The organism is Allobosea sp. GW821-FHT10B12, assembly GCF_059415545.1.
In genome coordinates this window covers 798,672-822,495 of the sequence record NZ_JBWKNL010000002.1, presented here as the reverse complement: position 1 = coordinate 822,495, position 23,824 = coordinate 798,672, and the positions used below count along the sequence as shown (strand labels likewise).

The following is a 23,824-nucleotide window of genomic DNA, read 5'->3' as shown; positions in this document are numbered from 1 at the left end:
CTGTGCCCGCAGGCATTTTCGCGCTGTCAGGCGATTGGCGATGGGCTGCTTCAGCGGCTGTCCAGACAAGCGATCGAACCGGCTCTTCCCGAAAATTTTGCGCGGACGCGAGGCGGTTTTTGGCTGCCTTGAGCCGGCATGCGAGGTGCGCCATGACCGCCAATTCCAATCACGCCAGAGACATCGCCTACCAGCTCCACCCGCAGACGAATTTCTCGCTGCACGAGAAGATCGGCCCGACGATCATCTCCCGCGGCGAGGGCTTCCACGTCTATGACGACGCCGGCAACCGCTATCTCGAAGCCATGGCCGGCCTGTGGTGCGCGGCGCTCGGCTTCAGCGAGAACCGGCTGGCCGAGGCGGCGGCGAAGCAGTTCGCGGCACTGCCCTACTACCAGAACTTCGCGCACCGGACTTCGGAGCCGGCGATCGCACTCTCCGAGCGCCTGATCGAGATCGCGCCGGTGCCGATGTCGAAGGTGCTGTTCCAGAGCTCGGGTTCGGAAGCCAACGATACCGCGGTGAAGCTGGCCTGGTATTATTTCCACGCGATCGGCAAGCCGCAGAAGCGCAAGATCATCGCCCGCAAGCGTGCCTATCACGGCACCTCGATCGCCAGCGCCAGCCTGACCGGCCTCCCGCATATCCATCGCGACTTCAACCTGCCGCTCGACGGCTTCCTGCATGTTACCTGCCCGCATTTCTACCGGGAAGGCTTGCCGGGCGAGAGCGAGGAAGCCTTCGCGACGCGCTTGGCAAAGGAGATCGAGGACCTGATCCTGGCGGAAGGGCCGGAGACGGTCGCGGCCTTCTTCGCCGAGCCGGTGATGGGCACGGGCGGCTGCGTCGTGCCGCCGAAGGGCTATTACGAGAAGGTCCAGGCGATCCTCAGGAAATACGAGGTCCTCTTCGTCGTCGACGAGGTCATCACCGGCTTCGGGCGCACCGGTAACTGGTGGGGCACGCAGACATACGACCTCAAGCCCGACATGATCAGCAGCGCCAAGGCGCTGACCGCGGCCTATCAGCCGCTCTCGGCGCTGCTGCTGTCGGAGCCGATCTACCAGGCGATGAAGGAGCAGGGCGACAAGATCGGCGTGTTCGGCCATGGCTACACCTATGGCGGCCATCCGATCGCCTGCGCCGTCGGCCTGGAGGCGCTGACGCTCTACGAGGAGCGCGGCTTGATCACCGGCGCCCAGGTGCTGGGAGCTCAGCTGGAAGGGCGCCTCAAGGCCCTGCTCGACCATCCGCTCGTCGGCGAGGTCCGCGGCGTCGGCCTGATGTGGGGGATCGAGCTCGTTCGCTCCAAGGCGACGCGGCAAGCCTTCGAGCCCTCGCTGAAATTCGGCCTGGAGATCCAGCGTCTCGCCTTCGAGAACGGCCTGATCGTGCGGGCGCTCGGCGACACGCTGATCATAACGCCGCCGCTGATCATCACGCCTGAGGGCATAGACGACGCAGTCGACCGCTTCACCAAAGCGCTCGACCTCGGGCTCGATCTGCTGACGACGAAGGGCATTGCGCTGGACAAGGCCGCCTGAGGGCGGCCGGTCCCGCCTTTACCCGCGATTGTCGCGGATCTGGAAATAGCGCTGCACGGCGGCGCGCGTGGCGACGATCAGCGCCTCGCGCGACGGCGTGTGCACGGCCGTGGAGATCAGCCGTTCCAGCGGCGCCATGCCGTTGCTGACGTCGTAGCCGACGATCAGGCGCGAATAGAACGAGCGGGCGAGTTGCGTCACGAAGGTGGCGTCGACCGCGACGATGACGTTCGTCGCCGGGTCGATCTCGAGCACGACGCCGGCATGCTTGAACTCCTCGAACATGCTGGTGCCCTTGGGAGCGGCGGAATAGCCGCTCACCAGCACTGTCCTGACATCCGACATGACGTTCCCCTGTTTCGTGCTTGCTTGGCCAGACGGCTCTCACACTCGCCTGCCTGCTGGCAAGGGCTGAAAAGACAGGTGCAGGACGACGGTTGACAGGGGTGAAAATCCGGCGCGTACTAAATGGGCTAGGTGATTTGTGCTGGGCGGCCCTCCCTGTGACGGGCCTCCAGGGGAACAATTCGAACCGGCGCTTTTTCTCCGGGCCCGCAAGGGCTGGGGCGAAAGCGCCGGTTTTTTTGTTTCGGTCACCTCGGCGCAAAACAAAATCCGAGGGGTTGGCCATGACCGACAAGAATGACAGCGCGAGGCGCGGGCAGATCGCCGCGATCGTCGGCGCGGCGATTTCCGCGATGCTCCCCGTTGCCGCAACCGCGCAGGAGACCGTGACGGTCGCCGGCTATGGCGGCGCGATGCGCAAGGGCTTTGACGCGGCGCTGGTCAATCCCGCCGCGCAGAAACTCGGCGTCAAGATCCGCAGCGAGACGCATGGCGACCTGCCTTCGATCCGGGTGCAGGTCCAGTCGGGCGCGCCGGCCTGGGACCTCGTCCATCTCGGCGGTGATGAATGCGCCCGCGGCGAGAGCGAGGGGCTGTTCGAGCTGCTCGACCTCTCGAAGCTCGATGATGCCTCGGTCCCGGCCACGGCGCGCGGCAAGAGCTGGGTCGCGACCAACTATTATTCCGTGGTCCTGGCCTGGCGCACCGACAAGGTGAAGCAGCCGCCGAAGTCCTGGGCCGATTTCTGGGACGCAAAGGCGTTCCCGGGGCGCCGCGCCGTCTCCGGCCTCGCCCAGGAGACGCTGGAGATCGCGCTGCTCGCCGACGGCGTCGCCAAGGACAAGCTCTACCCGCTCGACGTCGAGCGCGCGCTCGCTGCGATCAAGCGCCTCAAGCCGCAGATCGGCGTGTTCTGGACCACGGGCGCCCAGTCGACGCAGCTGATCAAGGACGGCGAGGTCGACCTGATCGCGATCTATGGCAGCCGCGTCTCGCCGGTGATCGAGGACGGCAGCGCCGTCCAGTTCACCTACGACCAGGGCCTGCTCGGCTATGGCTGCATCGCCGTCCCCAAGGGCGCGAAGAACGCCGCCAAGGCGAAGGAGCTCGCATTGGCGATGGTCTCGCCCGAGATCCAGGCCAACATCATCGAGAAGATGGACAATTACGGCCCGGTCAACGCCAAGGCCTATGAGATCCGCAAGTTCACGCCGGAACAGCTCGCCAAGACCAACTCCTCGCCACAGAACGCCGGCAAGCAGGCGCTGATCGACGCCGCCTGGTGGGCCAAGAACGGCGACAAGGCGGAAGAGGCCTTCAAATCGGCGATCCTGCAATGAAGGTGCCGGTTTCGATCCGGGGACTCTCGAAGAAGTTCGGTTCGTTCGAGGCTCTCAAGGACATCAATCTCGATATCGCGCCCGGCGAATTCGTCACGCTGCTCGGCCCGTCCGGCTCGGGCAAGACGACGCTGCTGCAGGTGCTGGCCGGCTTCGTCACCCCGACCAGCGGCAGCATCCTGGTCGCGGGCGAGGAATTGCTGACCAGGCCACCGCACCAGCGCGAGATCGGCCTCGTCTTCCAGAACTACGCGCTGTTCCCGCATATGAACGTGTTCGAGAACGTCGCCTATCCGCTCAAGCTCCGGCGGCTCTCGCGAAGCGAGATCGAGACCAAAGTGCGCGGCGCGCTCGACATGGTCAGGTTGAGCCAGTTCATCGATCGTCCCGTCGACAAGCTCTCGGGTGGGCAGAAGCAGCGCGTCGCCCTGGCGCGTGCGATCGTCTTCGAGCCGCGCATCTTGCTGATGGACGAATCGCTTTCGGCGCTCGACAAGAAACTACGCGAGCAGATGCAGATCGAGCTGCGCCATCTGCATGAGCGCCTGCACACGACGACGGTGTTCGTGACACATGATCAGCGCGAGGCGCTGACCATGTCGGACCGGATCGCCGTGATCAACAACGGCGCGCTGATCCAGTTCGACACGCCGCGCGCGATCTATGACCGGCCAAGGACGCGCTTCGTCGCCGATTTCGTAGGGGAAACGACCTTCCTGCCGGTCGAGCTCAGGGCAGGCGGCGGCGCCAGCGTCTTCGGCACCCCCTTGCGCCTTCCCGACCATGCGGCGGGATCGACAGCCAACTCTCGGGAGAGCTGGCTGGCGCTGCGGCCGGAAAAGCTGGCGATCGGCCCGGTCGCCGCCCCGGGAGCCGAGGTCAATTCCTTCTCCGCCGTGGCGCGCGAGACGATCTTCCAGGGCGACAGCCTGCTGGTGATCGCGGGCTTCCCGGACGGCCAGAACATCGCGGTGCGGCTGGTGCCGCAGGAGGCCAATCGCGGGCTCGTGCCGACCCCCGGCCAGCCGATCCACATCAACGTCCACCGCAATGACAGCATCCTGGTCAGCGGCGATGTCTGAGGCGCGATCCATGACCGGTTTGATCGCGGCGGCTGGGCCAGGCGCTGCCGATGCGTCCTATTTTGCCCGCGCCGAGCGGCGCGAGGCCTGGTCCTTTGCGCTTCTTGCCGTGCCCGGGCTCGTCGTCATCGGGCTCCTGCTGATCGTCCCGGTCGGCTGGCTCTTCATCCTCTCCTTCATCGGCAAGGATGGCGGCGTCTCGCTGGAGAACTATGTCCGGCTGGCGCAGCCGGTCTATGTCATCACCTTCGTGACGACCTTCCAGATCGCCGGGATCGTGACGCTCGGCTCGATCCTGCTCGGCTATCCCGTCGCCTATCTGCTCTCGCAGCTCAGCCCGCGGGCGGCGGCGATCTGCATGATCTTCGTGATCCTGCCGTTCTGGACCTCGGTGCTGGTGCGCACCTATGCCTGGCTCGTGCTGCTGCAACGACGCGGGCTGATCAATAGCTGGCTCGTCGGCCTCGGCATCATCAACGAGCCGATCCCGCTGGTGAACAACTTCATCGGCACGACGATCGGCATGCTGCACGTGCTGCTGCCTTTCATGATCCTGCCGCTCTATTCCAGCATGAAGACCATCGACACCGACTATCTCAAGGCGGCGTCGAGTTGCGGCGCCTCGCCGATGCAGGCGTTCTGGGATGTATTCTTCCCGCTCAGCCGCCCCGGCCTCTTCGCCGGCACCGTGCTCGTCTTCATCCTGAGCCTCGGCTTCTATTTGACCCCGGCCTTGCTCGGCGGCGGGCGGGTCAGCATGTGGTCGATGCAGATCGCCACCAATGTCTCGACCTACAGCAACTGGGGCGCGGCCAGCGCGCTCGGCGTGCTGCTGCTCGTCGTGACCATCGCTATCCTCGCCGCGCTGAACAAGGTGTTCCGCGTCGACAAGCTCTATGGGGGCCGCTGATGCTGACCGCCGCCGCCAGCGCCACGCAGATCAGGCATTATCAGAGGCTCTGGCTCTACGGCCTCTGCGCATTGATCTTCATCTTCCTGATCGTGCCTTGCGTGCTGATCGTGCCGATGTCGTTCTCGGCCTCGAACTATCTCGAGTTCCCGCCGCGGGCCTGGAGCCTGCGCTGGTATCGCGAGTTCTTCGACTCCAGCGAATGGATGGATGCGCTCTGGCTCTCGCTCCGGGTCGCCGGGCTGACGACGCTGATCGCGACGCCGATCGGCACCGCGGCGGCTTACGGGCTCTCGCAGATGCCGGAGCGGCTGACCAAGCCGCTGCGCATGTCCTTCCTGCTGCCGATGATCGTGCCGAACATCCTGGTCGCGATCGGCGTGTTCTTCGTCTTCGCCAAGCTCGGGCTCAACAACACGGTGACCGGCCTCGTGCTCGTCGGCATCATGCTGGCGCTGCCCTTCGTGCTGGTGACGGTGTCGAGCGGGCTGCAATCCTTCGACGGCAATCTGGAGCGGGCGGCCCGCAGCCTCGGCGCGACCCGGCTGAAGGCGTTCCTCACCGTGACCGTGCCGCAGATCAAGAGCTCGATCGCGGCCGGGGCGCTGTTCGCCTTCGTCGCCGCCTTCGACGAGGTGGTGATCGCGCTCTACATCTCCAGCGGCGAAAACTCGACGCTGCCGCGCCGGATGTTCGCCAACATCCGCGATCAGGTCGACCCGCTGGTCGCGGCGGTCTCCTCGGTGCTCGTCGTCGCCTCGATCGTGCTCCTGCTCATCGTCCAGATCGCGAAGCGGCCGGAGAAGGGAGCAGCGCGATGACTGCCAGATCTGTTTCGAAGCGCGACGACGGGGACGCCGCTGAGCTGGACTCACTCTGCCAATACGCGATCCAGGGCGTGCACGAAGCCTCTTATCTGGAATTCCTGCGCTTCGCGCCATTGGAGAAGCCGGACGCCGAGATCAGGGCGACGCTGCATCCCGGTTGCGACCGGATGCGCCTACCCGCGCATATCGAGGCGCGCGCTGGATTCTATCTCGCGGATGCGCTGACGGCGGTTTCGCCCTCGACTTGGCCGGACGCCTTCATGGATGCACGAGACGTCATGGCTGGCGCCTTGCGGATCGCAGCGGGCGAGCGGCAGGTCGTCACCCGCTGTGCCGGGAGCGGGCGCCACGCCTATGCCGGGCGCGCGGCGCATGGTTGTCACCTCAATCATGCGGCGATCGCGGCCTCCTTCCTGCGCGAGAGCCTGCCGCGCGTCGCGGTGCTCAGCCTCGGCGAGCATCACGCCAACGGCATCCAGTCGATCTTCCTGTCGCGCGCCGACGTGCTCTGCGTCTCGGTTCATGGCGACCCGGCCCAGCGCTATCCCTTCTACACCGGCTATGCCGACGAGCACGGCGGCGAGGACGCCGCTGGCGCCAATCTCAACCTCGTCCTTGGGAGCGAGGCTGACGAGAAGGCAGCCGATGCTGCGCTGGCCGAAGCGTGCGAGGCGATCCGGCGTTTCTCGCCCGGTGCGGTCGTGGTCGACATCGAAGCGGGACTATCCGCGCCGTTCGATCGCCTGGCGATGTCGGGCCCTGCCGCTGCGACGCGCAAGCTTTCCGGCGCCCTGAATTGTCCGGTCATGGTGATCGCATGTGAGACCAGCTAGCCGGCCGAGCGCCCTTGCATAGGGCGCCTAGCCGAACCCGCCTTTTTCATCGACGTCGCAAGGCATTTCGCGGTGTCCTTCCCGCAAGGACGGACACGAACAAGCGGATGAACCGGCGCCGGCATGCGGACAGCCAGTCTGCGTGCGCGGCGCCGTTTTCACGTGGGGAGGAGAGACATGACGCAGTTTTCATTGGGCATGACGATGTCGCGCTTCGCATTCGCCGCCGCGGTGCTGGTCGGCTCGGCACAGATCGCCATGGCGCAGGACTCGGTCACCTTCGCCGGCTTCGGCGGGCAATATCAGGGCAGCGTCCGCAAGGCGCTGTTCGATCCGGCCGGCAAGACGCTCGGTGTGCGCGTGCGCGAGGAGAGCCATAGCGGGCTCGCCAGCGTCAGGGTGCAGGTCCAGTCCGGCAAGCCCGGCTGGGACATTGTCCAGCTTGGCGAGGCCGACTGCGCCCGAGGCCAAAGCGAAGGGCTGTTCGAGCCGCTCGACTATTCGAAGATCGACATCACCGGCATCGCACCGCAGGCGCGGGGGACAGCCTATATCGGCAGCAACTATGTCTCGACCGTGCTGGCCTGGCAGAAGGACAAGTACAAGGACAAGCCGCCGCGCAGCTGGAAGGACTTCTGGGATCCGAAGGCGTTCCCCGGCCGGCGGGCCATGCACATCTATCCTCAGGAGAGCATGGAGGTCGCCCTCCTCGCCGACGGGGTCGACAAGGACAAGCTCTATCCGCTCGATGCCGACAGGGCCCTGGCCTCGCTGGCGAAGCTGAAGCCCTCGATCGACGTGTTCTGGCAATCGGGCGCCCAGGCCGCGCAGCTCCTGAAGGATGGCGAGGTCGACATGATCGTGATCTGGGGCAGCCGGGTCGCCAGCGTGCTCGCCGACGGCGCACCGGTCGACTTCACCTATGACCAGGCCCTGCTCGGCTTCGGCTGCTTCGGCATCCCCAAGGGGGCCGCCAATGCCGCCGCCGCCCAGCGCATGATCGCGCAGATGGTCACGCCCGAGATCCAGGCGAACATCCCCGATCTGCTGCCCTATTACGGGCCGATCAACGAGCGTGCCTTCGCGGTGAAGCAGTTCTCAGCCGAAGCGCTGGCGAAGGCCAATTCCTCGCCGCAGAACAAGGATCGCCAGGCGCCGCTCCAGCCCGCCTGGTGGGCCGACAACATCGCCCGCGTGCAGGAGCGCTACCAGGCGCTGATCGCGAAGTGAGCCTCTTGAGGACTGCCTGAGATGAAGACGATCTTCCATCCCGACCAGTACGGTCATCATGTGCGCACCCGGCTTTCGGGTGGCGCGCTCACCTCGGCGCTGGAGGTGCCGGATCGGGCGCGTGTCCTGCTCGCGGCCGCCGAGAGCTGCACCGAGGCGGTGGTCGAGCCGGGACCGGCGGACCTAGCGCTGATCCGGCGCGTTCACGACGCCGACTATCTCGACTTCCTCGAAACCGGCTTCGCCGCATGGAAGCAGCGCTTCCCGGCGAGCGAGGAACTGCGCCCGAGCCTGCATCCCAACGCCTATATGCGCCGGCTGCCGCAGGACCTTTTGGGGCGGGCCGGCTACTACATCGCCGACGCGGCGAGCGTGCTGCTCGCCGACAGCTGGTTGGCAATCCTCGCCAGTGGTGCGACCGCGATCGATGCAACGGCGCGGGTGCTGAACGGCGAGCGGGCGGCCTATGCGCTGTGCCGGCCGCCGGGGCACCACGCCTATCGCGATCAGGCCTGCGGCTACTGCTTCCTCAACAACACGGCGCTGGCGGCGACATTGGCGCGCGATCACGCCTCGCGCGTCACCATCCTCGATGTCGACGTTCATCATGGCAACGGTACGCAGCAACTGTTCTATGATCGCGCCGATGTCCAGACCATCTCGGTCCATGCCGACCCGGCGACGGTCTATCCGTTCTATGCCGGCTATGCCGACGAGATCGGTGCGGGAGAGGGGGAGGGCTTCAACCTCAACCTGCCGGTGCCGGAGCGGGCCGACGACGAGGTCTATCTCGCTGCCGTCCGGCAAGCGGTCGAACAGGCGAAGGCCTTCTCTCCCGATGTCCTGGTAATCGCGCTCGGCCTCGACCCCTCGGTGGCCGACCCCTTTGCCTGCACCGCCGTGACGACGGAAGGCTTCCGGCGCATGGGCGAGAGCCTGGCGAGCTTGCGGCGACCGACCGTGATCATCCAGGAGGGCGGCTATCCCTCGCCGGTGCTGGGCGACAATCTCGCGGCGTTCCTGACCGGCTTCCAGGAGGCGATGGCGTGAGCGGCCTTGCCATGCCTGCGCTGGACGATGCGCTGATGGCGCCGCTGCCGCAGTTCGCCGGCGACGAACTGGCCGGGATGCTGCGCGAGCATTTCGGGATCAGCGGTTCGTTCGCGCGGATCAGCGGTGAGCGCGACCTCAACCTTCATGTCGCCTGCGCGGATGGCCGCGACGTCGTCTTCAAGATCTGCGGCGACTCCGACAGTGCGGAGGAACTCGCCTTCCAGAACGCGGCGCTCACCCATCTGGCGCGGACCGATCCGGCCCTGCCGGTGCCGCGCGTCGTCGCCGCACGCGATGGCAGCACGATCGTGGCGCATGAGCGTGGTGGCCAGCGCTATCTGCTGCGCGTCCTGACCTATCTGCCGGGCGAACCTGCGCTCGGCAGCACCTTGTCGCGAGCCCAGCGGGTCGAGATCGGCATGCTGGCGGCGCGACTCGATCGCGCGCTGGCCGATTTCGAACATCCCGGAGCGAACCGGGCCTTCATCTGGGACCTCGTCCACTTCGCCAGCTTGCGCGAGAAGATCGCCTTCCTCGATACCGACCAGCGCAAGGCTCTGGCGGAGCGCGTGCTCGACCGCTTCGCTGCGACCGTCGCGCCGCTTCTGCCGGCGCTGCCCCGGCAGGTCATCCACAACGACCTCAACCAGAACAACCTGCTGCTCCGGCCGCAGGGTGGTTCGGTCTCCGGCATCATCGATTTCGGCGACATGATCCGGACGATCCGCGTTGCCGAGGTCGCGATCGCCGCCGCGCATCTGCTCTACCGCGAGGCCGATCCGCTGGGCGCGATGGCACAGGTGGTGAAGGGCTATGCCCGGGTCTTGCCGCTCGAAGCGAACGAGATCGCGGTGCTGCCGGTTCTGATTCAGGCGCGGCTCGTGACCCGCGAGCTCATCGTCTCCTGGCGCCGCCAGGCCAACCCCGCCGCGACCACCTCCTATCGCGACGATGTCAGCCGCTTCGGCTGGGAAGCGCTCGCCCGCTGCGATGCGCTGCCCCCGGCCGAACTCCACGCTCGCCTCGCCGAGGCCGCCGGCCTCGGCACTCATTGAGGTCTCCCCGGAAAGAAGCCCGCCATGTACGACACGCTGATGGAACGCCGCGCCCGCCTGCTCGGGCCGATGTACAAGCAATTCTACCAGGCCCCGTTCGTGCCGGTACGCGGCGAGGGCGTCTGGGTGACCGACCAGGGCGGCAAGCGCTATCTCGACGCCTACAACAACGTCCCGCATGTCGGCCATTGCCATCCGCGCGTGGTCGAGGCGGCGAGCCGCCAGCTCGCGACCTTCAACTCCAACACCCGCTATCCCAGCGAGCTGATCGTCAACTATGCCGAGCGCCTCGCGCAGACCATGCCCGACCCGCTCAAGGTCTGCATGTTCGTCTGCTCGGGGACCGAGGCGAACGAGCTCGCCTGGCGGATTGCCATGGCCAATTCCGGCGGTAGCGGCGCGCTGATCACCCGCTCCGCCTTCCACGGCAATTCGACGATCATCGGCGCGCTCGATTCCTCGACCATTCCTGCCGAGCGCCAGCAGGGCTGGGTCGCGACCGTGCCCGCACCCGAGCATCGCGGCATCGGTGATCAAACGCCGAAGCTGACGGCTTCGCGGTATGCCGAGCAGTATCGCCGGGCGATTGCCGGCCTCGTCGAGCGCGGGCACCGGCCAGCCGCGCTTTTCGCCTGCCCGGTCTTCGCCAGCGACGGCCTCTACAGCCCGCCCGCCGGCTATCTCGACGAGGCGATCACCGAGGTCCGCAAGTCCGGCGCGCTGATCATCGCGGACGAAGTCCAGTCGGCGCTCGGGCGCACCGGCACGCATTTCTGGGGCTTCCAGCATGCCGGGATCACCCCGGATATCGTCACCATGGCCAAGCCTATGGGCAACGGGCTGCCGCTTGCCGTCGTCATCACCCGTCACGAGCTGGTCGAGGGCTTCCTCAGGACGGAGCGCTATTTCAATACCTTCGGCGGCAATCAGGTCGTCGCCGCGGCGGGCATCGCCGTGCTCGACGTGCTGCGCGACGAGGGGCTGCAGGAGAACGCGCTGCAGGTCGGGGCCTATCTGCGCGGCCGGCTTGCAGGATTGATGGAAACCGACGAGCGCATCGGGGATGTCCGGGGCACCGGCCTGTTCGTCGGCGTCGAGATCGTCAGGGATCGCGTGAGCCAGGCGCCGGCGCCTGATGTCGCGCGGGCACTCATCGAGGAGCTTCTGCAGCAGGGCGTCCTCGTCGGCATCACCGGCGCCGGCCGCAATCTGCTCAAGATCCGGCCGCCCATGGTCTTCTCCCGGGACAATGCCGACCGGCTTGTGGAGGCTCTCGGGCTTGCGCTCCGAGCGACGCCGGGCTGAAGGTAGCGCCTTCAGCGAACCCGCCGCACGGCTACATGCCGCTTGGACGGTCGGCGACAAGGTCGCCATCCTTGGGACGCGCGTCGCGCTTCTGCGTTCGCTTCAGGAAGTCCAGCATGAAGTAGAGTGCTGGCTCGGCATGCGTTTCCAGCAGAAAATGGCTGCCGTCCAAGATGTGGGCCTCCATGCGCGGGAGATCCTCCATCCACGACAGCGTCTCGGCGAGCTCGAAATAGGGCTCGTGACGCCCCCATAGCATCAGCGCAGGTGGCTGCCATCCTTTGAGGTATTCGGCGATGGCGTCGAATCGGGCGACGACGTTGGCGTAGTCGGCGATCAGCGCGCGTTGCGTTTCCATGCGGCCGGGCAAATTCATCACGCGCCAGTCCTCGATCCAGGGCTCGCCCTTGATCGTGGCGGCGACGTCCTCCGGTAGTCCACCGGCATATTGCTCGCGCGTGAATTCGAAGGTCAGGTGCGACGTCGCCTTGGCTTCACTCTCTGCGGTGGGGTTTGCCCAGAACGCGAACGTCGTTTCCCATAGTGGCCCGAAGCCTGTGCGATGGGCGTTGGCATTCTGAATGATGAGGCCGGAGACCTGTTCGGGCGATCGCATGGCGATATCGAGGCCGACGGGCGCTCCCCAGTCATGCAGATAGATGAAGCGGTGCCCGATCGCGAGATGGTCCAGCAACTCCTGGATCGCAGCGCCGAACGCATCGAAAGTTGGCACAGGCAAGGGAGCCGATCGGCCGTAACCGGGCAAGTCGGGCGCGATCACGTAACTGGCGCGCGCCAACCTCGGAATGACGCCTGCGAAGGTGCGTGACGAGCTCGGAAAGCCATGCAGGAGCAGCAGCGCAGGATCAGCCGCATCACCTGCCGTGATGAAGGACAGGTCGGTTCCACCGGAAAGCCGCAGTTGCTGTTGCTGGGGTGAATTCATGCCAGGATTCCTTGCTGGCATGAAAACGCGCGGGTGGAAGTTAGGTTGCGAGCGTCGAGAGGCGGCCCCTGCGCTAGAAGCAGCGCAGGCTAGTCACCCGACTCCGGGGCTCTTGTGCCGCGCTTTCTCGCCGCTCCGAGCACTAACCCAAATGGCCCCGGCAATATCTTCATTCGTCATTGATCGAGGTTGCCGCGGTTCTAATCTGGGGCGATGAATGGCTAGCGGACGATACGCTGAGGGCGATTGCAGATGACCATTGCGCTCGTCATCGTCATGGCGATCCATCTTGTGGTCGCAAGTCTGATCGCTCTTAGTTCGGCGCTCGAAGCCGAACGCTCCGCTCTTACCGCCAAGGACATCGCCGTGATTGTGCTGGTAAGCGCGGCCTGGCCAGTCATCGCCAGTGCCTTGCTGGCGGCACAGGCATGCCGTTGGCTTTTCCGCAGCAAGCGAGATTTCCTGCCCGCGCTGCGTTGACCCGTCTCGATTGCTCAGGCGCACCAGCCCGGCAGCCTGACCCGCCTCTCGCCGGTCGCGCTGTGCTGTCGGGCAGGGCTCGCGCCTCGGTCGGGAAACGATCAGAAATGCGCTTTCGGCTGGAGCTTCAGCGTCGTGCGCGTCGAATCCGCCATCTTTGACAGCAGCCAGTCCGGATTGCCGAGATTGAAATAGGTCTTCAGCAGAAGGCGCCAGAACAGCCGCTCGGTCTGCGACGAGGGGCCATGCTGTGCGTAGATCCTGGCGCATTCGGCGGCGGTGCGGCTGCCGTGGATCGCGCTGTTGTTGACGCCGGTGCGCCGGAAGCAGGCGATCGGCCGCGCGATCCGGCCATAGGGTTCCTGCGTCAGGGCCCGGCAGAACATGTCGTAATCGCCAGCGTCCCTGTAGGCGATATCGAAGCCGCCCAGCTCCTCGAAAAAGGTCCGGGAGAAATAGGTCGCCATGTGCATGATCGGGTTCCAGCCCAGGCAGACTAGCATGGCGGGCGTCATCCAGTTCGGAGGGGCCGCAAGCCCGCCGAGGCTGTGCCCGCCTGAGTCGATCCAGCGGATGGCGCCGACGACCCAACGCCGGCGGCTTGCGCGGTAGGCGTCGACGACAGCCGCGGCCGCACCCGGGAGCATGACATCGTCGGCGCCGAGAAAGCCCAGCAACTCACCCGAGGAGTTGAATGAGCCCTTGTTGATGGCGTCGAAGATGCCGCTGTCCTTGCCCTGCATCACGCGCAACCCGTAGCTCCGGGCGAGCTCGACGGTTCCATCGCTGCTGCCGCCGTCGACGATCACGTGCTCTATCTCGATGCCGCGCGTCGCATTGCGGCGCGCGGACTCGATGCATTCCTTCAGATAGTCGACGGCGTTCAGCGTCGGGGTCACGATGGTCACGATCATGGGAGCAGCTCCGCCGCTGAGGCCAATCGGTTCAGGAAAGCCGGGGTGAGTTCGCGATTTCCGGCCTTGCTGCCATCATCGGCAAGGGCTCGTCCTCAACCGAGACGGAGTCCTCGACCACCGGAATCCGGGTCACGGAGTTCTGCATGGCCCACATGGCTGCCTGGGTGCGGTTCCTGACCCGCACCTTCCGCAGGATCGCCTTGACATGGACCTTCACGGTGGCCTCGGCGATCTCCAGCTTGCGTGCGATCACCTTGTTGGATTCACCCAGCATCAGCCCTTCGAGTATGCTGACCTCCCGGGCCGAAAGGCCCTGGAACGGCGAGCCGTCGGCCCTGCGCTGGACGCCCTGAAGGAGGCGCTGCGGTTCGACCGCGACTTCGGCGAGCTGCGACAGCAGATCGGGAGGAAACACGGCGCCGTTGGCGATGACGACTTCCAGCGAGGTGATGAGATCTTGCGCGGATACGGACTCGACGAGATAGCCGACCGCTCCGAGCTGCATGGCGCGGCGCATCAGTTCGCGGCTGTCGCGGAGAGCGAGCGCGACGATCTTGGCGCTCTTGAACTGCCTCCGGATGTCGCCGACGATGGAGCAGGACATGTCGTCGATCACGACGATGAAAAGGTCAGGTGTCTTCTGGTCTTCGCAGCCTTGGAAATCGAGGCTGGTCGATCTCTGACTAACCCGGAAGCGCGCACCATCCAGCAATTGGGTGATACCTTCGCGGAGCAGGGCGTTGTCGCTCAGCACGGCGGTCTCGATAATGTCAGCCATTGTTACTCCCCTTTACTCAAAACAAGACTGATGTCGCGGATGCAACAGGAGGCATAGGCTTTCGCTGTCGGTGATTTTTTGTTGGTTGGTGAGAGCCTGGACGAAATACGTGCAGACTAATCACTTGTGGGCATCGCGTGACGACGAGGGATGCCGCACCCTCGGCTCGATGGTTAATAATTAGTTCATTCGGATGTGTTCGTCTTGTCAGGAAAATTACGATCCTGTCAGGGGAAACCTTACACGCGAAAGCATGCGATGACCCCGGAAGCTTGATATCGCCCTCGGTATAATACTTCAGGTTGTAGGATCGACTTTAAGAATTCGAATGAGATCCTTCGCCAACACCGCCGCTTCGGTCCGGTTACGTACATTGAGGGTACGCATCAGGGCGGAGACATGGATCTTCGCCGTCGGTTCCGCGATATGAAGCGCTTGGGCGATTTCCCGGTTCGAGAGTCCATCTGCCAGCAGCGCCAGCACGTCCTTCTGCCGGCGCGTCAGCCCGAACGGGTCCTGCTGCGAGCCGATACGGCGCTGCGGCGTTTCGCGAGAGCGATAAGCATCGGTGGCGGAGCCGAACGGAGTGAGGCCGCGCGGTATCGCAAGACGCCCGGCGAGGGTCTCCTTGACCGCTTCGACGATCTCGTCGTCACGCTGCAGTTTCGAAATGAAGCCGTGGAATCCCTCGGCGACGTAGTGGAGAACCTGGTCGAAGGTGCCGTTGCTCGAGATCACGACATAGCGTGTCGTTGTCGAGGCTCGCTTGAAGTCCCAGATGATCTGTGGATCAGAGGACCCCGTCAGGCCGAGGCTGACCAGTACAAGATGAATTGGCTGGTCTTCCATCAGGCTACGCATCAGCCCGTCGAAATCTGCAGCTTCGAGGATCTCGGCTTGTGGCAGTGCTGCCTGCAGAATGGTGCGCAGACCGGTGCGGTAGAGCGCATGTTCGTCGGCAACGAGGATCCTGATCATGTTCGCGCCGCCGCTCTGTCGCCTTTGCAATTGGGAGACGCAGCCGCATTGGTAGACGTCGCCCGGTCGCAGGCGGTGCCGGATATAGGCTCCTATCCCCGGAATCTGTCGTAGCGGGAACGGTCTTCCAAGTCGCGACGCTCTTCGGGAGATGCGGTTGCTTGGCGCGTGGCCATTGTTGTTTCGCTCAAGCCAAGTTGAGTACTCCGCACAGGGGCCAGCTGCGACAGTTGAGAGCACCGATGGCTTAGTCAGGTCTCTCAGACGTCGAGAATCCAGCCATGGCTGGCGCCGTACCTGATGATGTCGAGACGCGAGTGCAGCATCAATTTCTTGCAGGCTCGGTAGCGGTAGGTCTCGACGGATTTGATGCCGAGGCCGACGCGCCGCGCGATCTCCTTGTTGGAGTGGCCGACAGCGGCCAGGCGCAGGACCTGCATTTCGCGGTAGGTCAGCGTTCCGTTTGCCGCCGCAGGAGACAAGCCAGGGTTTGGGCAAAGCTTGCGGATCCATTCCGAACGGAAATCTTCCAGCTCCGAGTCGATGTAGACACCGCCGCTCAGAACCGTCCTGATCGCCTGCGCCACCTTCTCGCTCGCAGAAGCCTTGAGCACATAGCCGCGAATACCGATCCTCAGCGCCTTCTGGACATAATTCGGCTCCTCGTAATGGGTGAGCATTACGATCTGGGTGTCGGGCTTCTCCTCGAGGATGCGTTCGGCCAGTGCCATGCCGCTCATGCCGGGCAGACCCATGTCGAGGACGGCAATGTCGGGGCGCTGGCTGCGCATGAGGATCAGCGCCTCGGACGCGCAGGTCGCTTGCCCCACCAACTCCAGATCGGGCAAGCCGAGCACGAGTGCCTGCAAGCCCGCCAGCACGACGGGATGATCATCGACCAGTATGATGCGCGCCGTCGTCAACCAGGGCTCCGCTGCGGCTCGTAGGCCAGAGGAGCAACAGCGGTGACCGCTGTGCCCTTGCCGGCACGCGGGCCGATCTCCATTGTCCCGCCGATATCGTCCATGCGTTGGCGCATTCCGCGGAGTCCGAGGCCGTCGCTGTTGCCCGGATGCGTTGCCGCTGGCCGAATACCGGCTCCGTCATCGGCGATCGTGAGCGCGATCGACTCGCCCGCGAATTCCAGGGTGAGATCGAGCTTCCGTGCACCGAGTGCGTGTTTGAGAATGTTCGTCAGCGCTTCCCGCGCCACCCGATACAGCGCGCCCTCGACGGCGATGGGTAGCCGCGCGGGTTCAGCTCCCTTCGTTCTGAACGAGAGGTCAAGTCTCCCATCCGCGGCGAACGAGGCGGCCATGGTCTCGATGGCGCGGCTGAAGCCGAGTTCTTCGATGAGGCGTGGCCGGCCGCCGACAACGGCATGGTGGATCTTGCGCCCGACGTCGGCGACATGTTCGACAATCTCGTCGAGACGCTTTCTCGCCAGCCCTTTCGTGCCTTCTCGCAACCTTCTCAGCTCCATGAGGACCAGGACCATCTCCTGTCCGGCATGGTCGTGCAAATCTTGTGCTATGCGCTCGCGCTCGTCGGCTCGGATGTGGCTGAGCTCGTCCTGAAGCTCGTGCGTCCGTGCCTCCACGACGCGCAGCGCTTCGGCGACGAAGCAATATTGCTCGACCAGCCTGAAGCGATCGCTGCGCAGTTCGTCGTATTGCTGCATGGCAAGGCGGCGCTGCCGCTCGGCGGTCAGGCGCCTCATCCGCTCCGCAGCTGCCGAGAAGCGCGCGTCGAGGAGAGGAAACAGTCGCAGCAGGAGCGTGGCCGGCCGGCTTCGGCGCCGTGGGACCAGGACATTGCCGAAGCAGCGATAGTCGACGGCGCCATCAGGCCCGTCAAAGCTGACTCTTTCGATCAATGGCTGGCGCGAGCCCGAGCAGGCGAGAAGATAGGTCCGCAAAGCCTCGCCTCGGCTCGCGCACATCTCGATCAAAGACGAGGTCGTATCCCCGGGATTGAGCACCTGGCTCGCGGCACGATTGCGCGCGTGGACGCTTCCGTCGCTGAGGGCAATGATCGACGGCTCAACATAGGCTTCGAGGTCTAGCTCATGCCGAAGCTGCAGATGCATCATCGCGGAAATATTCCCTCGTATCCGGGCCCAGCTCGGTTCGCTTCAGATGCAGAACCACGCGGCACGCACCATCGCCCCTGGCGATTGTTTGCTCGAGATCGACGGCAGCGTACCCAACCGCGTTGGCGGCCATCCGGCCGAAGATGTTCGAGGTCAGCATGCAAAGGGATGGATGATTCGTAGCGGCGTTTCCAAGAGGGCACGCGCAATTGCCGAACACGACCTGGTCATCGTCTTCCTCGATGAGGGAGAATGCTCCGCCGGCTCGGTTCTTCAGGTCGAGCAGAATGCCGATCAACTGATTGCGGCTGAGATTCTGGACACCAAGAGCTGTCTTGTACTGCTTCTCGATATCTGCGCCCAGTCGTGCGGCGATGCTGCTGACATAGGCGCACGCATCTTCAACACCCGCGATCGTCTCCAGCAAATCGACCATGTCGGCGAGTAACGTGCTGAAAAGACCGTGATGGTCGAAATCGATGTCGAGCGAGCCGATGCTCGGCAATGTCGGGTTATTGACGGGCGGAGTCACGATGGCTGACCCTCCTAAACAGGGCGCCGTCCAATAGAGGCGCCCGTGGGGTGTGTTGAGATGGTTCACCTTGAGGAAAAGTCAGCCTCCTTCGTCGTGAGTGCTATTCAATTAGTTCCGGGCTTCGTGCTTTGGTTCGTCGTCGGTTTTGGATTTTATAAATTTAAATTCATCTGAAGATGAGAATAATATTTAAATTCAGAAGGCCTATATCCGTTGTAGAAACATTAACGCTGCATCAGCATTCCATAATTAAAAAAAATAATCGATTATAAAAAATTTAAATTTACGTTTTTTGTTATCACATTTGAGTGAAGACTGGGTGTGCCGCGAGATTGTCGACGGCTCTTGCCTCAAGCGGGCAAGTTAAAGGATATTCAAGGCTGGCCGTAGGCGAAGCCGGTGGGGTAGATTTAAATCGATACCAAGGCTCGGAAGGCGTATCTTCAAATTGATAATAACAGCTTGTTGGAGGGCTGTCTGCCAAAATCTGAGTAGACCTGTATCGGTTGGATTTTTTACAACGGCAATTCTAATATAGGTTGTATCTTCTGCCGCGGGTCGGCCGATTCGAGGGCGCGATGAATCCAGATCGGGATCGCAAAAGGGCAAATAGATTGCATGAGCGTGTAGTATAGTGAATTTTAGTCGATGCAGCTTAAAAATATCGGAAGCTTCATTTCTACAATTTTCCATGTCAAGAGTACCAATTGCATGCGTGTGATGCTAGCGCTTGCACCAAAGCGCGTGGCAGGCGAGGCGGATTGTTCCATTTTGAACTTGTGATCGCGCTGGTATTCGAGATGGCAGCATTCTCGCCAAGATAGTGGTGATCGGCTCGACTAGGTTGGCCGTTTCGGTGCTGGGGCGCGTCGAAGTGCCGAATTAGTGCAATGCCTCCGCATTTTTGTGAATGGCTGTTCACATCCACCGATCACGAAGCGATTGGATCAGATCGGCGAACCCGGCGGTGAAACGGCTTATCGGCCAGCTTTTTAAGCCGTCGCCACGCAAATGGCAGGAAACTCTGCTGGGCATGGTCTGCAGGTGTGCTGAGCACCAGACCGGGGTCGATCAGCATCGCCCCTCCGGTCCGGGCGGCGAGGTGGCGGTTGAAGGCCAGGTGCTCGCAGATGCTCGGACCCTCCTGGAGATAGCTGCCGAGGCGATAGGTGCCGGCGCGATAGAGACACAGGCCGTTGAAGCTCGAGGCGCACGCGATCTCCCGGTCCTCCGTCAGGGCGCGCTGGTGCGGATAGATGCGGGAACGGAAGAAGCGATAGTACTTGAAGATGTCGGTCCTGCTTTCCGCTAGGTCATCGAGAAGTGTTTCGAATGATCGATGCTCGTCCTCGAATGCCAGGAGGTCGTAGTAGTGTGGGCGGGACGTGGCCGACACGCCGACAACGCCTGGCCGGTCGAGTTTCGAGGCGGCGGCGAGGAGGGCGGATACCGATGGTGGCGTGGCGAGGACGTTGTCGATATCGAGAACGCAGACGAAGCGGGGTTCGATGACCGATGCTTCGAGTTCGGCTTTGAGCCGTTCCCGGCCCAGCGCCATCCGTCTCAATCGTTCAGGCTCGTCCGCCATGAACGGGGTTGGAACCAAGATGACCTTCCCCTGTTCCGCCGCCTGTCGAAGCAGCGCGCGCGTTGCGTCGCGCGAACCGTTCTCGCCGACGAATGCGCAGACGCTGATACCGTTGTCCCGAAGCCTGTCGAGGAAGTCGAGAAAACGCGGGACGGTACGGGCGCAATCCTTGGCCAGAGCCAGGAACGCGAAATCCCGTTGCATGGTTTCCTGCCGCTTCACGTCTCCTGGGTCCTGATGGCGATCAGCGATTTGGGGAGGAACAGGACATTCTCGGTCAAGATCTCCGCGTCGGGAAAGAGCTCCGCGAACTGAGCCCGGTCGAGCATCGAGGTGCCTTCCACGATCTGCATGGCTTGGTCGAGGGAGGCGGCCTTCGCATAGAAGCCGCGCGCCCTGCTCGATACCATCCGCCGCTGCAGCGGCTGCGGTAGCCAGTGCATCATCGGTGCATTGCTGTGCGGATCGAGCGGAAACCAGAAGTTCGGTGTCTGCACATAGTAGCTCGGAGCAAGCCGTCTGATCTCGGCTGCGACGCGCTTCATATCGGCCCAGCGGCCGACATGTTCGATCAGCGAATTGGAGTGGACGAAGTCGAAGCTCCCGTCGCCGAACGCACTGACGTCGCGCGCATCGCCCTGGACGACATGAAAGCGCGGATCCGGCGAGGGGGGCTTGGCTTCGATGTTCAGGAGCCAGATCTCCACCCCCGAAGGCGGCAGGTCGAACTGCCAGTAGTCGGCGTCTCCCCCCAGGTCGAGTATCCGGCACGATCCCCGCTTGCTGACCACGGCATCGATGATCGGGCGGACATAGGTCTTGAACCGTTCCTCGCGGAACTGGGAGCGGCGGAACGAGCGCGGAATCATGTTCATGCGTTTCGGGCCTCGCGACGCCACGCGGTTCTGGAGACGCGATCCTAGCGATGAGCGCTCAGGCGGAGCATTGGTCCGAGGACTGAGCATCTAGGGCTTGCGGGCTAAGCCGTCTGGGCACGCGGCCGGCCGAGACGGGGTTGCGAGTGACGTGAAGCCGCCTTGCGCGGCGAAAAATGCTCTAGTCGGGCTGCACGATCCGGCCGTTGGCCTCCTGGCCGAGGCTGCGGAACCTTTCGTAGGAGATCGGCTCATGCCCCCATATGAAGAGGGGCGCGTCGGTTGGCCGGCGCAGCACATAGGTGTTGCGATCGAACTGGTTGCTACCCGTTTCGATGATTCCAAAGTTCGGGGTTGCAGCCGGAACATCGCTCGCCCCGCCGGACAGGCCGGTGTCGCCCTCGTAGACGACCTCGTTGTCATGGACTGTGTTGCGGGCCGTCCGGTAGAGCAGCTTTCCCGAGCTTCCCAGCTTGGGTTGATCGACCCGCTCGCGGCCCTGATCGACGATGACGATCCCGCTGCTGCCCTTGGCCACAGTGACCGTGTTGCCGTAGACGCGCACGCCTTCCGACGCGGCGATCTGGATGCCCGCGCCCCAGACCCAGAAGCTGCCCTGCTGGCCGCCGCGCCCGGTTCCGTTCAGGCGAACGGTATTGTTGCGGATGATGGCGTCGAAGCTGATCTCGTAGAAGATTCCGGCGTCCGAATTGCGCTCGACGAGATTGTTCTCGAACAGGACGTCGCGGCAGTCGACATCGCACCAGAGTCCCGAACCGTAATTGTCGTGGACATGGTTGCCGCGCAGCGTCAGCCGCGCGACCTTGCCCGCCTTGACGCCGCCGGCTTCCCACCCGGCATCGAAGCCGTAGATGTTGTTCTCGTAGATCTCGTTCCCCTCGATCAGGACATCGCTGCCGTTGGGCGAGATCCCGAGCTGGCCGTTGTGATGAACCTTGTTGCGCCGGACGATGCTCCTGTCGCCGGTCGCGATTCCCGATCCGCTGTTGAAGCGAACCTCGTTGTCTTCGATCAGCCAGTCGGTGGCGCGCAGGTTCTCGTCGCCGAAGATCGCGCCCTGCTGGGCCGGCGTCGCATATTTCTCGACGGTCAGGCCTTTGACGATGACACCACGGGCGCCAGCGTTGTTGAAGGCATAGGGCTGCCGCATCCTTTCCAGGGTACGGCCGCGCGGATCGTCCGCAAGATAGCTCAGTCCGGTTGCTGCGTCGGAATAGACATTTCCGGGTAGTAGATCGGCGCGATCAGCTACCGGCTCCAGCGGTTGGCCGTCGAGAAAGAAGCGCACCGGATCGTTGCAGCGGGCGCGATGGGGCAGGCAGGTGCCGAACGGCCTGACCGCAAGCTTCGGCGTGGCGGTCACCCAGAAGGCTCCCTGCCTGCGAAGGTCGGTGACCGGCTCGGCGCCGCTGAGTATGGCGCCGGGCTGGCCGACGAAGGATTGCCTGTCCTTCGGCGCGATCTGCTGGGCTCGGTGAACACCGGCCGCGATGCAGAAGGTCGCTCCGGGGGGAGCCTTGTCGACGAGGACCTGAATGGATGCGCCGACCGGGACGAGGATCGAGCCGGGCGGGCAGGGGGCCTTCTCGGTGGCTTCGGAGGCAGGGCTGTCCAGCAGCGCCATCACCCCGAGGAGAGCCGCACCGACGATGCGCGCGCCGCTGCGCGCCATGCGCGCGAAGCGGGCGGGTGCATCGACGAGATGCCAGGCGCGGTAGACCATCAGCGAGCCAATCCCGATCCCGAACAGGATCCAGAAGGGAATGCCCAGCATCGGCCCCTCGAGCGCGACGTCGAAGGATGCGTCGATGACGATCGAGGCGAGGTAGCAGACCAGGAAGACGAAGTAGCGTCCCCAGTCGAGGTCGCCGCGTCGCCAGGCGAGGTGGGCGGCGCGCAGCAGCGCCACGCTCCAGCTGCCGATGGTCAGGAGCCAGAGGGCGAGCCCCGGCACGCCTCCCCGGGCGAGATAGGTCATGTGCACGCTATGCGGACTGCGTACGGTCGGCCCGCCGCGTTCGAGACCGACGACGAACCCGTCCGCCTCAGCCAGGTTCATGCCGAAGCCCTTGCCGGTCCAGAAATAAGGGCCGTGAACGGTGTAGTCGCGAATGGCTTGCCACCAGCTTAGCCGCCATAGCTTGGTACCGTCGAGATTGTTGGCGTCGCTCGATTTGGCGACGCTGGCGAGATTCTCGACGACGGCGACCGCGCTGATGGGGCGCTCGCCTCGGGGCAGGTCGATCTCGAAATCGACCGAATAGGCCAGGAGCATCACGAGCGCGAGGCCGCCGCTGATGGCGGCGAGGCGACCGATCTGTCCGGTCAGAACCATGGCCAGGACCAATGGGACCAGCAAGGCCAGCATGCCGCCGCGGCTCTGGCTGGCGATGAGCAGGGCCGCGCCGAGCGCACCGAAGAGCCAGGTCCGGCTGACCTTGCAAAGGCCGACCAGAACGAGCACGAGCGCGCCGCAGAGATGTGCCGCGAGCTCTCCGGAGCGCACCGAGATCACCTCGACATTCTGGCCGGGCAGCTTGGGGATTGAGGAGCCGAAGAAGCGCGCGATGAGATAGAGGACGATCGCGATCGGGATGAGCACGCGCGCATGCACCCTGAAATAGCCGACGATCTGGGCGATTCGGATCGGGCGCTCGATCACCAATGCGGCAACGATGAAGGCGAAGCCGGCATAGAGCGCGACCGCGCCGTCGCGCAGCGCGTCGACCCCATAAGCGCCGACGCCCTGCAGCGTCCGTAGCAGAACCCAGCCCATGAGCAGGGCTGCGATAATGGCCGGCACGGTGGTGAGCAGCGCGGTCGCGCAGCCCGAGGCGAAGAAGGCGAGCAGCCCGAGTGCGAACAGGATCTCGCCCACGAAGAGCGGTGGCAGGCCGAGATAGGCGAAGCTCTTGCCGAAGACGACATATCCGGCAAAGCCGAGCGCCAGGATCGGCAGATAGCGGTCGGTTGCCCGCCGGTCGGCAGCAACGTCAGTCGGTGCTTCCGATATTCCTCTCACCGCCACCCTCGGTCTGCGCTGCACGTGCCGTCGCGTGAGGAGACTAGCCTTCGGCCAAGCCCAGACAG

Annotated in this window: 22 protein-coding genes; 11 read left to right on the top strand and 11 right to left on the bottom strand. The window is 64.1% G+C overall.

The window, feature by feature from the left end; genetic code table 11:
• Positions 1 to 152: 152 nt before the first annotated feature.
• Positions 153 to 1,544 (top strand): aminotransferase, encoded by a 1,392-nt coding sequence (locus AC07O0_RS09185; protein WP_494622137.1) that lies wholly within the window; start codon positions 153 to 155, stop codon positions 1,542 to 1,544.
• Positions 1,545 to 1,562: 18 nt separating this feature from the next.
• Here the strand turns inward: AC07O0_RS09185 and AC07O0_RS09180 are convergent, their stop codons facing one another.
• Entirely contained in the window at positions 1,563 to 1,889 is a 327-nt protein-coding gene (locus AC07O0_RS09180) for a DUF3870 domain-containing protein (RefSeq protein ID WP_092154409.1), read from the bottom strand.
• Positions 1,890 to 2,173: 284 nt separating this feature from the next.
• Between AC07O0_RS09180 and AC07O0_RS09175 the strand changes: the two genes are divergently transcribed.
• The 9 genes from AC07O0_RS09175 (at position 2,174) to AC07O0_RS09135 (ending at position 11,524) form a co-directional block, all read left to right on the top strand.
• The gene (locus tag AC07O0_RS09175) at positions 2,174 to 3,229 is read left to right on the top strand and encodes an ABC transporter substrate-binding protein (RefSeq protein WP_494622134.1); all 1,056 of its coding nucleotides are present in this window, start codon (positions 2,174 to 2,176) and stop codon (positions 3,227 to 3,229) included.
• Positions 3,226 to 4,311, top strand: coding sequence for an ABC transporter ATP-binding protein (locus tag AC07O0_RS09170; protein WP_494622132.1), 1,086 nt, complete (start codon positions 3,226 to 3,228; stop codon positions 4,309 to 4,311). Before AC07O0_RS09175 ends, AC07O0_RS09170 begins: the two co-directional genes overlap by 4 nt.
• 10 nt (positions 4,312 to 4,321) lie before the next feature.
• Complete coding sequence (locus AC07O0_RS09165; protein WP_494622130.1) at positions 4,322 to 5,221, top strand: ABC transporter permease; 900 nt, start codon at positions 4,322 to 4,324, stop codon at positions 5,219 to 5,221.
• Positions 5,221 to 6,042: an ABC transporter permease gene (locus tag AC07O0_RS09160; protein ID WP_494622128.1), complete on the top strand. Its 822-nt coding sequence runs from the start codon at positions 5,221 to 5,223 to the stop codon at positions 6,040 to 6,042. Before AC07O0_RS09165 ends, AC07O0_RS09160 begins: the two co-directional genes overlap by 1 nt.
• A complete protein-coding gene (locus tag AC07O0_RS09155; protein WP_494622126.1) occupies positions 6,039 to 6,881 on the top strand; it encodes an arginase family protein in 843 nt (280 codons plus the stop codon). Before AC07O0_RS09160 ends, AC07O0_RS09155 begins: the two co-directional genes overlap by 4 nt.
• Positions 6,882 to 7,058: 177 nt before the next feature.
• A complete protein-coding gene (locus tag AC07O0_RS09150) occupies positions 7,059 to 8,111 on the top strand; it encodes an ABC transporter substrate-binding protein (protein ID WP_494622124.1) in 1,053 nt (350 codons plus the stop codon).
• 21 nt (positions 8,112 to 8,132) lie between these two features.
• Positions 8,133 to 9,161 carry a histone deacetylase family protein gene (locus AC07O0_RS09145; protein WP_494622122.1) on the top strand — a complete coding sequence of 343 codons (1,029 nt, stop codon included), beginning with the start codon at positions 8,133 to 8,135 and terminating at the stop codon, positions 9,159 to 9,161.
• The gene (locus tag AC07O0_RS09140; protein WP_494622120.1) at positions 9,158 to 10,219 is read left to right on the top strand and encodes a phosphotransferase; all 1,062 of its coding nucleotides are present in this window, start codon (positions 9,158 to 9,160) and stop codon (positions 10,217 to 10,219) included. Before AC07O0_RS09145 ends, AC07O0_RS09140 begins: the two co-directional genes overlap by 4 nt.
• A 24-nt stretch (positions 10,220 to 10,243) precedes the next feature.
• Positions 10,244 to 11,524 carry an aspartate aminotransferase family protein gene (locus tag AC07O0_RS09135; RefSeq protein ID WP_494622118.1) on the top strand — a complete coding sequence of 427 codons (1,281 nt, stop codon included), beginning with the start codon at positions 10,244 to 10,246 and terminating at the stop codon, positions 11,522 to 11,524.
• A gap of 31 nt (positions 11,525 to 11,555) precedes the next feature.
• Here the strand turns inward: AC07O0_RS09135 and AC07O0_RS09130 are convergent, their stop codons facing one another.
• Complete coding sequence (locus tag AC07O0_RS09130; RefSeq protein ID WP_494622116.1) at positions 11,556 to 12,470, bottom strand: alpha/beta fold hydrolase; 915 nt, start codon at positions 12,468 to 12,470, stop codon at positions 11,556 to 11,558.
• 252 nt (positions 12,471 to 12,722) lie between these two features.
• Here AC07O0_RS09130 and AC07O0_RS09125 point away from each other — a divergent pair, with 252 nt between their 5' ends.
• Positions 12,723 to 12,950, top strand: coding sequence for a hypothetical protein (locus AC07O0_RS09125; RefSeq protein ID WP_494622114.1), 228 nt, complete (start codon positions 12,723 to 12,725; stop codon positions 12,948 to 12,950).
• 101 nt (positions 12,951 to 13,051) lie between these two features.
• Here AC07O0_RS09125 and AC07O0_RS09120 read toward each other — a convergent pair whose 3' ends face one another.
• The 9 genes from AC07O0_RS09120 to AC07O0_RS09080 all read right to left on the bottom strand — a co-directional run bounded on the left by AC07O0_RS09120 (position 13,052) and on the right by AC07O0_RS09080 (position 23,756).
• A complete protein-coding gene (locus AC07O0_RS09120) occupies positions 13,052 to 13,864 on the bottom strand; it encodes a glycosyltransferase family 2 protein (protein WP_494622112.1) in 813 nt (270 codons plus the stop codon).
• A gap of 31 nt (positions 13,865 to 13,895) precedes the next feature.
• On the bottom strand, positions 13,896 to 14,645 hold the full coding sequence (locus tag AC07O0_RS09115; protein WP_494622110.1) for a LuxR C-terminal-related transcriptional regulator: 750 nt from the start codon (positions 14,643 to 14,645) through the stop codon (positions 13,896 to 13,898).
• Positions 14,646 to 14,942: 297 nt separating this feature from the next.
• Positions 14,943 to 15,623 (bottom strand): LuxR C-terminal-related transcriptional regulator, encoded by a 681-nt coding sequence (locus AC07O0_RS09110; protein WP_494622108.1) that lies wholly within the window; start codon positions 15,621 to 15,623, stop codon positions 14,943 to 14,945.
• Between the two features lie 260 nt (positions 15,624 to 15,883).
• Positions 15,884 to 16,546, bottom strand: coding sequence for a response regulator transcription factor (locus tag AC07O0_RS09105; RefSeq protein ID WP_494622106.1), 663 nt, complete (start codon positions 16,544 to 16,546; stop codon positions 15,884 to 15,886).
• Entirely contained in the window at positions 16,543 to 17,715 is a 1,173-nt protein-coding gene (locus AC07O0_RS09100; protein WP_494622104.1) for a sensor histidine kinase, read from the bottom strand. The genes AC07O0_RS09105 and AC07O0_RS09100 overlap by 4 nt, the downstream gene beginning before the upstream one ends.
• The gene (locus AC07O0_RS09095) at positions 17,690 to 18,247 is read right to left on the bottom strand and encodes a methanogen output domain 1-containing protein (RefSeq protein WP_494622103.1); all 558 of its coding nucleotides are present in this window, start codon (positions 18,245 to 18,247) and stop codon (positions 17,690 to 17,692) included. Before AC07O0_RS09095 ends, AC07O0_RS09100 begins: the two co-directional genes overlap by 26 nt.
• Positions 18,248 to 19,181: 934 nt before the next feature.
• Entirely contained in the window at positions 19,182 to 20,060 is an 879-nt protein-coding gene (locus AC07O0_RS09090) for a glycosyltransferase family 2 protein (RefSeq protein ID WP_494622101.1), read from the bottom strand.
• Positions 20,057 to 20,713, bottom strand: a complete 657-nt coding sequence (locus tag AC07O0_RS09085; RefSeq protein WP_494622099.1) for a methyltransferase domain-containing protein — start codon at positions 20,711 to 20,713, stop codon at positions 20,057 to 20,059. The genes AC07O0_RS09090 and AC07O0_RS09085 overlap by 4 nt, the downstream gene beginning before the upstream one ends.
• 181 nt (positions 20,714 to 20,894) lie before the next feature.
• The gene (locus tag AC07O0_RS09080; RefSeq protein ID WP_494622097.1) at positions 20,895 to 23,756 is read right to left on the bottom strand and encodes a right-handed parallel beta-helix repeat-containing protein; all 2,862 of its coding nucleotides are present in this window, start codon (positions 23,754 to 23,756) and stop codon (positions 20,895 to 20,897) included.
• Positions 23,757 to 23,824: the final 68 nt, after the last annotated feature.